The sequence below is a fragment of the Methylobacterium trifolii genome (assembly GCF_022179685.1).
Lineage (GTDB): Bacteria > Pseudomonadota > Alphaproteobacteria > Rhizobiales > Beijerinckiaceae > Methylobacterium > Methylobacterium trifolii.
Genome location: NZ_BPRB01000011.1, coordinates 1 through 14351, shown reverse-complemented (window position 1 = coordinate 14351; position 14351 = coordinate 1). Strand labels below are relative to the sequence as shown.

Annotated in this window: 13 protein-coding genes; 5 read left to right on the top strand and 8 right to left on the bottom strand. The window is 71.7% G+C overall.

The genetic code is table 11. The annotated features are described in order from the left end of the window. Position 1 precedes the first annotated feature (1 nt). The 5 genes from COGEMETH_RS01120 to hemP all read right to left on the bottom strand — a co-directional run bounded on the left by COGEMETH_RS01120 (position 2) and on the right by hemP (position 5201). On the bottom strand, positions 2-2158 hold the full coding sequence (locus COGEMETH_RS01120; RefSeq protein ID WP_238180782.1) for a TonB-dependent hemoglobin/transferrin/lactoferrin family receptor: 2157 nt from the start codon (positions 2156-2158) through the stop codon (positions 2-4). A gap of 180 nt (positions 2159-2338) precedes the next feature. Next, positions 2339-3160 carry a heme ABC transporter ATP-binding protein gene (locus COGEMETH_RS01115; RefSeq protein WP_238180781.1) on the bottom strand — a complete coding sequence of 274 codons (822 nt, stop codon included), beginning with the start codon at positions 3158-3160 and terminating at the stop codon, positions 2339-2341. Beyond that, positions 3153-4211, bottom strand: coding sequence for a FecCD family ABC transporter permease (locus COGEMETH_RS01110; RefSeq protein WP_238180780.1), 1059 nt, complete (start codon positions 4209-4211; stop codon positions 3153-3155). Before COGEMETH_RS01110 ends, COGEMETH_RS01115 begins: the two co-directional genes overlap by 8 nt. Continuing rightward, a complete protein-coding gene (locus COGEMETH_RS01105) occupies positions 4204-5091 on the bottom strand; it encodes a heme/hemin ABC transporter substrate-binding protein (protein WP_238180779.1) in 888 nt (295 codons plus the stop codon). Before COGEMETH_RS01105 ends, COGEMETH_RS01110 begins: the two co-directional genes overlap by 8 nt. Further along, entirely contained in the window at positions 5088-5201 is a 114-nt protein-coding gene (hemP, locus tag COGEMETH_RS01100; protein WP_238180778.1) for a hemin uptake protein HemP, read from the bottom strand. Before hemP ends, COGEMETH_RS01105 begins: the two co-directional genes overlap by 4 nt. Positions 5202-5503: 302 nt before the next feature. Between hemP and COGEMETH_RS01095 the strand changes: the two genes are divergently transcribed. The 5 genes from COGEMETH_RS01095 (at position 5504) to COGEMETH_RS01075 (ending at position 11476) form a co-directional block, all read left to right on the top strand. After that, the gene (locus COGEMETH_RS01095) at positions 5504-6481 is read left to right on the top strand and encodes an NAD(P)-dependent oxidoreductase (protein WP_238180777.1); all 978 of its coding nucleotides are present in this window, start codon (positions 5504-5506) and stop codon (positions 6479-6481) included. Positions 6482-6764: 283 nt separating this feature from the next. After that, on the top strand, positions 6765-7709 hold the full coding sequence (locus tag COGEMETH_RS01090; RefSeq protein WP_283214942.1) for a helix-turn-helix domain-containing protein: 945 nt from the start codon (positions 6765-6767) through the stop codon (positions 7707-7709). A 202-nt stretch (positions 7710-7911) separates the two neighbouring features. After that, positions 7912-10059, top strand: coding sequence for a marine proteobacterial sortase target protein (locus COGEMETH_RS01085; RefSeq protein WP_238180775.1), 2148 nt, complete (start codon positions 7912-7914; stop codon positions 10057-10059). Then, a complete protein-coding gene (locus COGEMETH_RS01080; protein WP_238180774.1) occupies positions 10059-10640 on the top strand; it encodes a class GN sortase in 582 nt (193 codons plus the stop codon). Before COGEMETH_RS01085 ends, COGEMETH_RS01080 begins: the two co-directional genes overlap by 1 nt. Before the next feature lie 74 nt (positions 10641-10714). Next, a complete protein-coding gene (locus tag COGEMETH_RS01075; protein WP_238180773.1) occupies positions 10715-11476 on the top strand; it encodes a helix-turn-helix domain-containing protein in 762 nt (253 codons plus the stop codon). Positions 11477-11803: 327 nt separating this feature from the next. On the opposite strand, the gene COGEMETH_RS01070 is transcribed toward COGEMETH_RS01075, so the two are convergent. From COGEMETH_RS01070 to COGEMETH_RS01060, 3 genes are all read right to left on the bottom strand, one after another. Beyond that, entirely contained in the window at positions 11804-13138 is a 1335-nt protein-coding gene (locus COGEMETH_RS01070; RefSeq protein ID WP_238180772.1) for an alpha-amylase family protein, read from the bottom strand. 79 nt (positions 13139-13217) lie between these two features. After that, positions 13218-13790 (bottom strand): TadE/TadG family type IV pilus assembly protein, encoded by a 573-nt coding sequence (locus tag COGEMETH_RS01065; RefSeq protein WP_238180771.1) that lies wholly within the window; start codon positions 13788-13790, stop codon positions 13218-13220. Beyond that, positions 13787-14351: TadE/TadG family type IV pilus assembly protein (locus COGEMETH_RS01060; protein WP_238180770.1), on the bottom strand; the 565-nt coding region annotated here is incomplete at its 5' end. The genes COGEMETH_RS01065 and COGEMETH_RS01060, both read right to left, overlap by 4 nt.

The window sequence follows — 14351 nt, the reverse complement described above, 5'->3', positions numbered from 1 at the left end:
CTCAGCGGGTGGCGAACTTGATGCTGATCGCGGCCTTGGCGACGAGGCCGGGATTGGGCAGGGCGTTGAGGTACTGGGTGTAGCGCTTGTCGAAGGCGTTCTGGAGGATGAAGTCCGCCTTGATCCGGTCGTTGACCCGGTAGGAGGCGAAGAAGTCCACCAGCCCGTAGGCCTTCGTCGCCAGGATCGTGGCACCGGTGGGCAGGTTGGTGCGGGCGTCCACGAAGGTGAGGCGGCTGCCCAGCGCCAGGTCGTCGTCGAGGAAGCGGAAGCCCAGCGTCGCGCTGATCCGGTCCGGCGGCACGGTGATCAGGGTCTGGCGGGTGGCCCGGTCGCGCCCCTCGGTATGCGTGGCGGCCAGCGTCACGAACCCGCGGCCCCAGTCGTAGGCGCCCTCCAGCTCGACGCCCGAGAGGTCGGCCTGGGCGATGTTGAGGTACTGAAACGACTGCACCGGGATGACGCAGGGGAAGCGCCCTGGCATCCGGGTGCAGATCGAGGCCGGGATGCCGGCGATGGCCGGGACGAAGTAGGTCGGCCCCACGGTCTGGATGTTGATGAAGTCGTCGACCTCGTTCTGGAAGACGTTGAGCTTGGCCCGGAACACGTCGCCGGGCAGCAGGACCTCGTTGTACTTGAGGTTGATGCCGCCCTCGACGTTGTGGGCGACCTCGGGGCGCAGCGTCGGGTTCGGCAGGATGTTGAAGGCCGGGAACGGGTGGATGCCCTGCACCAGGGTCTCGGTGATCGAGGGCGCGCGATAGCCCTCCGCATAGGTGCCGTAGAACTCGATGCCGGTGAACGGCGAGACGCCGACCGTGATCTTGGGCGAGACCCGGTCGCCGGAGGAGCGGTAGGGCCCGCCCGACAGCTCGTAGGTGTCGTAGCGCAGCGCCCCGATCACCCGGAGCCAGCCTCCGTAGCGGATCTCGTCCTGCACGAAGGCGCCGGCCAGCGTCCGCTCGCCGGAGGGCGTGAAGGCCGAGCCGAAGCCGCCGGCGTTGTCGGTGGTGCGCACGTTGTTACCGACCACGTCGCCGCCCACCGTCAGGGCGTGGCTCAGCGCCCAGGTGTCGAAACGGGACGTGTTGTGCACGTCCAGCCCCGTGGTCTCGATGTCGTAGGTGATGCGGTCGCCCGCCCGCGTCCCCAGGCGCCCGTACAGGCCACTCGCCGTGTCCTGAAGGAAGGTCAGGTCATTGTGCGTGGTGGTGGTGTAGCCCTTGATGCTGAAATCGATCAGCGGCACGTCCGGCCGGGCGAAGCGGTAGCCCAGAGTATAGGTGTCGGCCTGCACGGAGTTGGCGAAGCGCGCGCCCGCGTTGCTGGTGCCGGCGTTGGCGAACTCGAAGCGTTGGAGCAAAGCGGTGCCGCTGATCTCGTGGCCGTCCGCGGGCCGGACGTTGAACTTGGCGAGCCCCGAGGTCAGCTCGTTGCCGGTGTCGCGCACCAGGGTGCCGAGGCCGTCGCGATAGGGGCCGTTGTTGCGGTAGACGAACTGCCCGAACACGTCGGCCGCGGTGCCGATGCGCGCGCCCAGCGCCGTCGAGTTCAGGAACTTCTGGCCGTTGGTGCCGAAGCCCTGCTTCTGCACCGCGCCGGCGGTCTCGTCGGGCGCGAGGATGTCGTCGATGGAGCGGGTGCGGAAGGCGACCACGCCGCCGATGGCGCCCGAGCCGTAGATGGTCGCGGTGGGACCGCGGGTGATGTCGACGCCGCCGACGAGTTCGGGATCGAGGTAGAACACTCCGTTGGCGCTGTGGCCTGAGGTCTGGAAGTCCTGGCGCGCCCCGTCGACCAGCACGTTGACCCGGCCGAAATCCTGGAGGCCCCGGATGTTGATGGCCTGGGCCGGATCGTTCTGGTTCTCCTGCGTGGTCACGCCGGGCACGTCGCGCAGCACGTCGGAGAGGCGGCTCGGCTGGAGCCGGTCGATCTGCTCGCGGGTGATCACGCTGGTGCCCGATAGGGCGTCCACCGCCGCACCCGCCGTCTTGGTCGAGGTGACGGAGATGGTGTCGAGGCTGACCTCCTCGGCCGGCACGCGGGCAGGGCCGGGGGCCGCGACGGGGGGCGGGGCGGTCTGGGCCTGCGCCGCGCTCAGGGCGAGGAGGGAGACGCCGAGCGCCAGCAGGGCACGGGGACGGGTGATGGACATGGACGCATCCGCTCAGGCACAGTCGATCGAGATGGCTGGCTGGCGGATTGCTGGCTGGCTGAGGACCAGTTGCGACAGGCCCCGGCACAGGGTCAACACATCGCTGGAGGGCGCAGATTGGTTCGATTCCGAACTGCCTGCGCCGGTCTTTGAAAGACTTCCAGGAACCGGAATCAGGACTCAGGAATGTTGCGGGTCTGCAACATTCCGGCGGGGAAGGACGAAGGGCTGTCCGTTTGGCGGCACCTGCCCGACCGGCCAGGAGACCTGGAAGACCTGCGCGATCAGCGTGTCCCGCAGCACCTCGGCGGGGGGGCCGTCCGCGACGAGGCGCCCCTGGTCGAGGACCAGGAGCGTGTCCGCATAGGCGGCGGCGAGGTTGAGGTCGTGCAGGATCGCCACCACGCCGACGCCTGCGCGGGCAAGCTCGGCCGCCGCGTCGAGGAGCGCGCCCTGGTGGCGCAGGTCGAGGCTCGCGGTCGGCTCGTCGAGGAACAGCACCTGCCGGTCGGCGATGGTGCGGCCCGCCGCGAGCTGGCAGAGCACGCGGGCGAACTGCACCCGCGCCTGCTCGCCCCCGGAGAGGGTCTGGTATGAGCGGTCCGCGAGGTGCGCCACGTCGACTTGTCCGAGGGCGCGTTCCAGCATCGCGGCCCTGTCGCGGGCCTTGAGGCCGCGGCCGATGCCGTCGAGGCCGATCCGGGCCACGTCGGCCACCGAGAACGGGAAGGCGAGGCGGGCGGCCTGCGGCAGCACGGCCCGCATGCCGGCGAGCCGCCAGGGGGGAATGGTCTCCACCGGCTCGGGCCCGTAGGCGACGCCGCCCCGGCTCGGGCGCAATTCCCCGCAGAGCAGCCGCAGCAGGGTCGACTTGCCGGCACCGTTCGGGCCGACGATCACTTGGAGCGCACCGGGCGGGACGGCGAGCGACACGTCCTGCACGAGGTCGCGGCCGGCGACCGTGTAGGCGAGGCCGGAGGCGGTCAGGAGCGGTTCAGGCATCGGCCAGCCGCGCCCGGCCAAGCAGCAGCCACAGGAAGACGGGCGCGCCGACCATCGCCGTGACGATGCCGATGGGCAGTTCGGCGGGCGCGGCGACGATGCGGGCGGCCACGTCCGCCAGGACGAGGAAGGCGCCGCCCAGCAGGGCCGCCGCAGGCAGAAGAAGCCGGTGCTCGGGGCCGATGACGAGGCGCAGGGCGTGGGGCACCACGAGACCGACGAAGCCGATGACGCCGGCCGCCGCCACGCCGGCACCGACCGCCACCGCCACCAGCAGGATGCAGGCGCGCTTCAGGCGCTCCACCCGCACCCCGAGGTGGAACGCCTCGGCCTCCCCCAGCACCAGGGCGTTGAGGCCCCGCCCGAGGACGGGTACGGCCAGCAGCACCGGCAGGATCAGGGGCGTGGTTGCGGCGACCTTGGTCCAGGTGGCGCCCCCGAGGCTGCCCAGCGACCAGAAGGTGAGGTCGCGCAACTGCCGATCGTCGCTGGCATAGACCAAGAGGCCGGTGAGGGCGCCGCTCAAGGCGCCGAGCGCGATGCCGGCGAGCAGCATCGTCGCCACCGAGGTCCGGCCGGCGCGGGTGGCGAGCCCGTAGAGGACGAGGGTCGCCGACAGCCCTCCGAGGAAGGCGCCGGCCGGCAGCACGGCGTAGGGCAGGGGGCCGGGCAGGCCGAGATGGGCGACCAGCCGGTCGCCGAGCACGATGACGCAGGCGGCCGCCAACCCCGCGCCGGCCGAGACGCCCACCAGCGCCGGATCGGCCAGAGGGTTGCGGAACAGCCCCTGCATCAGCGCCCCGGAGACCGCGAGGCCGGCGCCGACCAGCAGGCCGAGGAGGGTGCGGGGCAGGCGGATGTTGAGGACCACCAGGGCGTCGCGGGCGAGCAGGGGGTCGGCGGCCCCCCGCACCAGAACGTCGAGGACGCGGCCCGGCGGGATGCGGATCGCGCCCATGCCGACGGAGAGCAGCGCCACGGCGAGCACCAGGGCGAGCAGCAGGCCAAGGGCGAGGGCGCCGCGGCGCGCACGCGCCGCGGTGTCAGCCACGCGGCAGGTCCGGGTAGACCGCGCGCATCAGGTCGCCTGCGGCCTCGGGGGTGCGGGGGCCGAAGCCGAGGAGGTAGAGGCCGTCCATGGCGACGAGCGATCGCCGGGCCGCAGCGGGCGTGCGGCCGAGCGCCGTGTCGGGGGCGAAGACGGCCTCGGGCTTCGGCGGCTCGGGGCCGTTCTGCATCATCACCACCGTGTCGGGGGCGGCGGCTACGATGGCCTCGTCGGTGATCGGCTTGAAGCCATCGAGGCCCTCGGCCGCGTTGCTGATGCCGGCGAGGCCGAGGATGCCGTCCGCGGTGGTGTTGCGGCCCCCCACCATGGTCCGGCCGCCCTGGAGCGAGAGCACGACCAGGGCGCGGGCGGGCCGGGCGATGCGGGCGCGCTGGGCGGCCAGATCGGCGAAATGCGCCTTCACCTCGGCCGAGAGCGCCTCGGCCTCCCGCTCAAGCCCGGCCAGCCGCCCGACCGCAGCGATCTTGTCGAGGACGCCCCCGGGGGTGGGCGGCTCCTTGACCGTCTCGACCCGCACGCCGGCCTCGCGCACCAGGGCGAGGACGTCGGCTGGGCCGGCGCCGTCCGCGGCGATGACGAGGTCGGGCCCGACCGAGAGCAGGCCCTCGGCGGAAAGCGCCCGCAGGTAGCCGACGTTCGGCTTCTCGCGCATGGCTTCGGCCGGGTAGAGGCTGGTGGTGTCCACCGCCGCGATCCGGGGGCCGGCGCCGAGACGGTAAAGAATCTCGGTGACGGCTCCGCCCAGCGACGCGATCCGGGCGGCAGGGGTTGCGGACAGGGCCGGGCGCGGGGCCAGCACGCCCGCGACGGCGGCGGAGAGCAGGCTGCGACGGGACCAGGGCAGGGCGGGACGGTCTGTCATTTGGTCAGGATCAGCTTGTCGTTGGCGGTGACGCGGAGGCGGTAGCGCTCGCCCGCGTGCAGGATGACCACCTCGCGGCGGCCGTTCATCAGGGCGTTGGAGGCGATCACGGCCTCGGTCTGCGCAATCCGCTCGCCGGCTCGGGACCGTGCGCGCAGGTCTTCGGATCGCTCATCGTCACCCTGTCGGGACATGCAGCCGGCTTTGAAGGGTCCATCTTTGGAATTATTCAAGATCAAAGAATGGATACTGGGACTCATCTCTCGTAGGGCCGCTAAGGACGGCACGCAACACGCACGCGTCCGGTTTCGGGGACATCCGATACCGGCCTGCACGCGTCTCGAGGGCGGGGGGCTTGCGGGACGGGGCGGGGGCCAGCACACGGATGGGCGTCCGCGCGCGAGGAACGACGTTGAGCCAATCCGAACAGACCCTGCCGCTGGTCGTCCTGACCAACCCGATCCACCCGGACGGGACGGCGCTGCTCGCAGCCCATGCCCGCGTGGTCACGGCGCCGGACACCCGCGCCGAAACCCTGCGCGACCTCGCGGCCGAGGCCGCCGGGCTGATCGTGCGGGCCCAGTTGCCCGACGACATCCTCGATCATGCCCCGAAGCTCCGGGGCATCGTGCGCCACGGCGTCGGGCTCGACTTCGTGAACCTTCCCGCCGCCACCGCCCGGCGCGTGCCGGTGGCGAACCTGCCCGGCAGCAACACCGGCGCGGTCTCGGAATACGTCTTCTCCGCCCTGCTGCACCTGCGCCGGGGGCTGGCCGGACTCGACGCGCGGATGCGCGATGCGGGCTGGCTCGCGGCCAAGACCGGGGCCAACGACCTCATGGAGATCGGCGGCGGCACGCTCGGCATCCTCGGCCTCGGCGAGATCGGGCGGCAGGTGGCCGAGACGGGCAGTCGCGGCTTCGGGATGCGGGTTCTCGGCCATTCCCGTACGCCCAAGAGCTTCGGCGGACTGGTGGAGGCGGTCGACCTGCACACGCTGTTTGCCGAGAGCGACGCCGTGGTGGTCGCGTGCCCCCTGACGCCGGAGACCCGCGGCCTGATCGATGCCGGTCTGATCGGCCGGATGCGACCGAACGCGGTGCTGATCAACGTGGCCCGCGGCCCCATCGTCGACGGCGAGGCGCTGGCTGCGGCCCTGAACGCGTGCACGATCGCCGGGGCGGCGCTGGACGTGTTCGCGCTCCAGCCTTTGCCGCCGGACCATCCGCTCTTCGCCTGTCCCAACCTGCTGCTCACGCCGCACGTGGCCGGCACCACCGGGACGAGCCTGCGGCGGATGGGCGTGGGCGCGGCGCAGGAGATGCTGCGTATCCTGCGCGGCGAGCGGCCCTTGAACCTCGTGAACCCGGAGGTGTTCGCCGGCCCCTGATGCCGAACGGCGACGGATACCGCTCTTGACCGTCTGCCCGCCCGACCCTGCAGGCCACGGGCGGTCGCCGGACGCCCCGATCCCGGTCGCCGATCGGGATCGATGCCGATGGATCGGGTGTGCGAACCGCCCGATGCCGAGGCCGACGATATTCAAGGCCGGAAGGCCGTAGGGCCCCATGCGTCCCTGCGGACGCGCGCTCGGGGAACTCTCGCGGTTGCCGATCGTAACAATCGGGTCAGGCAGGACTGCAGCGATTCAAAGAATATTTTCAACCGACGGAGTGCAACCCGGAGACCGCTTTCGCCGGTGGCGCGAGATCTGTGAGGATCGTATCGTTCCGATGGCGCAGAGCTCCCTGAACGATGATCCATTCCATGCGTCGATAGATGGCACCAGCATCGGGGGTCTGGTGTTCACGAAATTCGCCTTGAGCAATCTGAGAGCGGCGACGACACCGCAAACGCTCCGGCACGAGAACAATAAAACCGATCATCTGTTTATGAGCATGGTGCTGTCCGGCTCTGTCTGCGCAGGCCAGAACGACCGATCGACCACGGATGGAACCGGGGATTTCTCGATACGCGACACGAATACACCATGGACGCTCGAACACAACGGACACGTCGAAGTGCTGGCCATCCAGATCCCGCGTGGTCGATTGGAGGGCATGCTGGGTTCGGCTCGCCACTTCGCCGGGTTGACGGTGAACAGCCACCTGCCGGTCGCGACCTTGGCTCGGTCGTTCCTCTCCGACCTGCTGCGCATGGGCGATCGGCTGACGCCGCATGCGGCCGAACGCATGACCTCGGTGGGTATCGACCTTGTCGTCGCCAGCGTCGCGGAGCGCATGGCGATGGAGACGCCGAGAGCCCTGCACGGGACGCTGATCGTCCAGCGGGCTAAAGCCTACGTTGCGGCAAACTTCCGCGACCCCGACCTCGACCCGTCACAGGTCGCCGCCGCGGTGGGCGTGTCGCTGCGCCACCTGCAAACGCTGTTTCGCGAACACGGGCGCAACGTCGCCGCCTGGATCTGGCAGCGCCGGATCGAGACGGCCGCGCAGCGCCTGTCCGATCCGGCCAGCCTCCACGTGCCTTTGAGCGATCTGGCCTACGGCTGCGGCTTCGTGAGCCAGTCTCACTTCTCCCGCCGCTTTCGCAACCGCTACGGCATGAGCCCGAGCGATTACCGCCACACGGCACTGGCGCGGACCGCCCAGCGCTGAAGAGCGATGCGGCCTGCAATATGCGGACGACCCCGGCCGGGAGCGGACACGTCCGCACGAGGTGCGCACGGCTCCGCCTGATGGCGCAATCCCCGTGCGGATCGGGGCCGAGAATGGGCGAAGCTTCCCGTGGCGGCGGCGGCCCGCCTGCCCGAGCCTCCGGATCGACCCGGCCACACCGGCCGGCCCGGAGATGTCGACCATGCTCACGCCCCTTCTCGCTTCCGAGCGACGGCCGCGGACCGTCTCGGCCCTGTCGCCCCTCTTCCTCGCCCTCCTGGCGCTCCTGGTCTCCCTCGCCTCGGCGCGCGCCATGCCGGGGCCGGCGAGCGGCAGCCTGCTCCTGCGCGGTTCCGGACCGAACGCCGCCCCGGTCGAGGCCCCACGCCTCAAGACCGACGTGACCATCGAGGTCAGCGGCCCGACCGCCCGCGCCGTCGTCACGCAGGCCTTCCGCAACACCACCGACAAGTGGATGGAGGGCACCTACGTCTACCCCCTGCCGGAGGATGCGGCCGTCGACGCCATGAAGCTGGTGGTCGGCGATCGCGTCATCGTCGCCGACATCCGCGAGCGGGCCGCGGCCAGGCGGACCTACGAGGCCGCCAAGAGTGCAGGAAAGGCAGCCGCCCTGACCGAGCAGGAACGGCCGAACGTCTTCACCAACGCGGTCGCCAACATCGGGCCCGGCGAGACCGTGCTGGTGCAGATCGAGTACCAGCAGACCGTCGCGGTCTCGAGCGGCACCTACGCCCTGCGCGTGCCCCTGGTCGTGGCGCCCCGCTACCATCCCGCGCCGCCGGTGCTCGACCTCGCCTCCGAGCGGCCCGCCTCCGACCCGGTGGCCGACCGCGACCGGATCAGCCCGCCGGTGCTCGACCCGTCCCGCCACGCCCCGGTCAACCCTGTGACGCTCACCGTGCGCCTGAACGCGGGCTTTCCCGTCGGCAGCCTGCGCAGCGCCACCCATCAGGTCCGCGTCACCGAGACGGAGCCCGACTCCCGCCTGATCCGCCTCGCGGACGGCATCGTGCCGGCAGACCGGGACTTCGAGCTGACCTGGGAGCCGGCGCCGACGGCCGCACCGAGCCTCGGCCTGTTTCGCGAGCGCGTCGGCGGCCAGAGCTTCGTCCTGGCGAGCGTGACCCCGCCGGAGGCCGATCCCGCCCCGCGCCGGCCCCGCGACGTGACCTTCGTCATCGACAATTCCGGCTCCATGGCCGGCGCCTCGATGCGGCAGGCCAAGGCGAGCCTGCTCGCGGCCCTCGACCGACTCTCGCCGCAGGACCGCTTCAACGTGATCCGCTTCGACGACTCGATGGACGTGCTGTTTCCCGATTCCGTCGCTGCCGACGAGGGCCGTCTCCAGACCGCCCGCACCTTCGTGGCGGGCCTTGAGGCCCGCGGCGGCACGGAGATGCTGGCCCCCCTCAAGGCGGCCCTGGCCGATCCCCGCCCCGAGGAGCGCACCCGCGTGCGGCAGGTGGTGTTCCTCACGGACGGGGCCATCGGCAACGAGCAGCAGATCTTCGCCGCGATCGCCCAGGGGCTCGGACGCTCGCGCCTGTTCATGGTCGGCATCGGCTCGGCCCCGAACGGGCACCTGATGCGCCACGCGGCCGAACTCGGCCGGGGCAGCTTCACCGCCATCGCCACCATCGACCAGGTCGCCGAGCGCACCCGCGCCCTGTTCTCCAAGCTGGAGAGCCCCGCGGTCACCGACCTCGTCGCGACCTTCTCGGAAGAGGGCGCCGAGGTGACGCCGACGCCCCTGCCGGACCTCTACCAGGGCGAGCCGGTGGTGCTCTCCGCCCGGATGCCGGAGGGCGCGGGCAGCCTCACGATAACGGGCCGCGTCGGCGACAGGCCCTGGCGGCGGACCCTGCCGCTGTCGGCCGCCGTCGAGGGCCGAGGCATCTCCAAGGTCTGGGCGCGGGCTAACATCGACGAGGCCGAGGCCGCGCGCATCACCGGCCGCCTGAGCCCGACGGCCGCCGACGCGACGATCCTGAACCTCGCCCTGGAGCACAAGCTGATGACCCGGCTCACCAGCCTGGTGGCCGTCGACGCCACCCCGCGCCGTCCTGCGGGCACCCCGCTGGCCGAAGTCGACCTGCCCCTGAACCTGCCCGCCGGCTGGGATTTCGCCAGCGTGTTCGGGGAGGGGGCGGGCAGGCCCGTCCACCAAGCGCTCCCGCCCCGCGAGCGCCGCGCCGAGGACATCCGCCCGGCGCCTGCGAGCGTGAGCCTGCCGCAGACGGCGGCCGGCTACGAGCGGCGCCTGCTCCTCGGCCTGATGCTGCTGGCTCTCGGCCTCGGTTTGAGCCGGGCCGTGCGGATGGTCCGGTGATGCAGGCGCGCGTCGTCCACCGGGGGAGGGCGGCCTTGGCCGCCCTCCTTCTCGCCTGCGGCCTGGGACTGGCGGGCGAGGCGGCCTGGGTCCCGGCCAAGGCTGCCCTGGCTCAGGTGCTGCTGGAGCGGGCCTTCGCGCGGAGCCTCGTCGAGGGACGCCCCGTGCGCCCCTGGCCCTCGGCCGACACCGAGCCGGTCGCCCGGCTGACGCTCGCGGGCCGCAGTTTCATAGCGCTCCGCGGCAGCAACGGTCAGGCCCTGGCCTTCGGCCCCGGCCATGTCCCCGGCACGCCGGAGGCGGGCGAGCCCGGCACGGCGGTCTATGCGGCCCACCGCGACACCCAGTTCGCGGTGCTGGGCGATGTGAAGCCGGGGGATGCAGTCTCCGTCACCCGGCGCGACGGGCGAACTTTGCGGTTTCGCGTCACCGGACGCCGTGTGGTCCCCTGGGACGCGTCCGGGATCGACCCGGACGCGCCAGGGTGGCATCTGGCGCTCTCGACCTGCTGGCCCCTGGACGGGCTGGCGCCGGGGCCGCTGCGGCTCGTCGTCGAGGCGGACCTCGTGAAGGAGGGCTGAGGCCGTCGCAGGCTTGCCAAGCTGTGCGGTTTCGTGCGGATCTGTGCGGGCACGAACCGTAACGGACCGCATCCTTGACCGAGACCGAGCTGCCGGAGGCTCAGAGCCGCGCCATCGCCCAGGCCGTGCGCGAGGCGCTGGCCCGGCGGCGGATCTCGCGCCAGGCGCTCGCCGACGAGGCGCGCATCAGTATCTCGACTCTCGAGAAGGCCCTCTCCGGCCGGCGCCCCTTCACCCTGGCGACCACGATCCGCCTGGAGGAGGCCCTGGGCCAGCGCCTGCGCGAGGCCGCGGAGCGGGCCGCGCCGACTCTGGCCGCGCCCCGCCATGCCCCGGAGGAACTCGGCTCCTATTCCCGCGAATCGGCGGCCTGGCTGGAGGGCCGCTACCTCACGCTCCGGCCCTCCTTCGGAGCGGCGGGCGCGCTCTTCGCCTATCGCACCGAGATCGCCTGGGATGCGGAGGCCGCCCGGCTGGTCTTTCGCGAGGCGGAGCGCCTGGATGCCCCCTTCGCCCAGACCGGGCACGTCTCGGTGCCGAACCAGTCCGGCACGATCTATCTCGTCACCAACTGGCAGGGGCAGTACCGCATCGCCATGCTCGGGCGCCCGACCATCCAGGGGGAGATGTACGGGGTGCTCACCACCCTGCATGCGGGGCGCGGCTCGCAGCTCACCCCGGCAGCGAGCCCCATCGCCTTGATCCCGGAGCGCAGCGCCCCGTCCGTCGCCTACGGCCGCATCACGCCGGACCTGCCGGACTACGCCGCCTGCCGCCGCCAGCTCGGCCGGGTGTGCGAGGATTCCTACGCCCTCTTCTTCACCTGCCCGTCCTGAAGACAAAAAAAGACCCGCCGGCTAGGTGCCGGCGGGCTCGATGCAGGGTCCACGTTTCAGGGCGTTTCGGGAGCTGACGGCCCCGCGGGTATCGGACCGCGCGGGGGAACTCGACCGTGTGCGCCGCCTGAAGCCACTATCCCTGCCGGTGCCTGTTGGGCGGATCGTCCTGGTCGGCGTCGGTGGCACGACGGGTGCGAGGGTGGATGCCGCGATTGCTCATCGGTCAGTCTCCTCTTCGCTGGCGGAGCACCATGCCCCGACTTTGACAATGAGCCGACTGTCGACGGGTTCCGGGCAGGCGGTGATTTTTCCCGGCCAGGTCGCTCAGACCGACAGGATCGCCCAGCCATGGGCCGGAAGCGTCAGCCGCGCGGCGGCCGATCCGCCGGCGCGCAGTTCCGCCTCGCCCGCTTCGACCGCGCGGGCGTCGGGCGCCGGCAAGTCGGCCGCGGAATCCGCGAGGTTGAGGGCGAGCAGCAGGCGCCCCTCGCCCGTGCCGAACCCGAACACGGCCTGCTCGTTGGCGAGGTGGATTTTCTTGGCTCTCGCGCGATGCAGGCGGGGATGGCGGCGGCGCAGGCCGATCAGCGCCTGGTGCAGCCGGAACACCGGCCGGCCCTCGGGCGCGAGGTCCACGGGTGAGGCCGGAAAGGCCGGGCGGATCGCGTCGTCGCCGCCGGCCCGGTGCTCCTTCACGCCCCGGAACGCCTGCTCGTCGCCGGCATAGATCGAGGGCGTGCCGCCACACGTGAACAGCACGGCGAGCGCGTGCGGCAGGTGGCGCTCGTCCTTGAGCTGGCTGGCGATGCGGGTGACGTCGTGGTTGCCCACGAAGGTCAGGGGTACGAAGGCGTCGAGGAAGCCGTTGTGCCGCTCCAGCGCGTGGGCGAGTTCGTGCAGGTTGCGGTCGTTCAACGCGCTCCAGACCGCCTTCCACAACTCGTACTGGGTCACGGCATCCATGCCGGTCTCCGCGACGATCCCGGCATAGTCGCCGTGGATCACCTCGCCGACGACGTAGGCGTCCGGATGGGCGGCCCGGACCCGTCCCAGCACCTCGGCCCAGAACCGGCGCGGCACGGCGTAGGCCGCGTCCAGCCGCCAGCCGTCGGCGCCGCGCTCGAGCCAGTGCTCCATCACCCGCGCGACGTAGTCGGCGACCTGCGGCTCGTCGTGGTTCAGGGTCACGAGCTGCCGGTGCCCCTCGAAGCAGTGATAGTCGGGCTCCGTGCCCGGCGTCCGGCCCCGCGGCCAGGACAGCTTGAACCAGGACGCCTTCGGCGCCTGCGGCCCCTCGTGCAGCACGCGGGCGAAGGCGGGAAAGTCCCGGCCGACATGGTTGAACACCCCGTCGAGCAGCACGCGCAGCCCGCGGGCGCGGGCGGCGGCGATGAGCGCGTCGAAATCGGCCTCGTCGCCGAGCCGCGGGTCGATCCGGAAATGGTCGACCGTATCGTAGCCGTGGGTGGAGGCGGAACAGACCGGCCCGAGGGCGAGGCCGGAGGCGCCGAGTTCGACCGCGTAGTCGAGCCAGGGATGCAGCTGGCCGAGGCGGTGGACCGGGGCCAAGCCCGGTCTGCCCTCCGGTTCGGCGCCGACGAAGCCGAGCGGGAAGACCTGCCACCAGACGGCGTGTTCGATCCAGGCGGGCACGGGCATTCCTCGACGCGTATGGGATCGAGCGAAAGTCCGGGCTCGGCGGACGGTTCCGCGCGGCTACGGCCCAAGGGCGGGCCCGTCAGCGGGGGCAGGGCTTGCCGCCGGGCAGCACCACCTCCGCCTGCCCGTTGTAGGTCTTGCCCTCGCGGATGGGCCAGACCGTCTTGTAGGCGAAGGACCAGCTGTTGAGCACCGGGATCATGCTGAAGATCGCGTGGTAGCGCATCCGCACCTCCGCCATCACGAAACGGGCCCCGTTGGTGGTCATCCCGGCCGGCGCGGGCCCGATCGTCGATCCGGCAGCGCGGGCCTCGTCGTTCTGCTGCACGCTGGAGCAGACCTTCGCGACGAAGGCGTCGCCATCCTGGTAGACGCCCGCGGCCGTCAGGACGATGCCCGCGCCGTCGAGGCTGTAGGGCGCGGCGACGGTCTGGGCGGAGGCGAAGATGTCCGGCAGGGCCGAGGAATCGTCCCGCGCGATCAGGTCGGCCAAGGTGCCGGCCGCGAGGGCGAGGCGGTCCCCCGTGGCGATGGCGCGGGGGATCTCCACCGCCCCCATGAACAGGCCGAGCAAGAGCGGGGCGATGAAGGCGAACTCCACCGCGCTCGCGCCGCCGCGTGCCGCCGCGAACCGGGCGAGCGCGCCCCTCACTGGCAGGTCTTCTCGACGTAGGGTTCGGCGCGGAAGATCGCGGTCGCGAACATCAACTGGGCGCCAGGGCCCATGCTCCGGTTGGTGAAGTCGAGGAACGCGAAGAGGCGGGGCACGACCACTGCAGCCCGCAGGGCGATGATGTCGTCGCCCTGCGGGCAGTCGAAACGCGTGCCGAAGCCGGCGGCCCAGGTCTTCTTCTGGGAATCGTAGGGCAGGGCGACCTGGGCCGCCTTGAAGGTGGTCGCGCGGGTCATGTCGAGGCGCAGGGCCTCGCAGCGGAAGAACACGACGGTGCCTCCGCACATGACCTTACGCAGGCGCGAGGCCGGGTCGCTCCCGTCCGCATTCCCCTGGAAGTCGCCGGTGCGCAGGGCCCGCGTCGCCCGCGCCAGCGCCACGTCCAGGGTCTGCTGCGCGAAGACGAGGAGGGCCGCCTCCACGACGACGCAGAGCAGGCCGAGGAAGGGGAGGGCGAGCAATCCGAACTCGACCACCGTGACGCCCCGGCGATCGCGGGCGAAGGCCGTCCAGGCTCGGTGCAGGCGCGCGAACGGGACG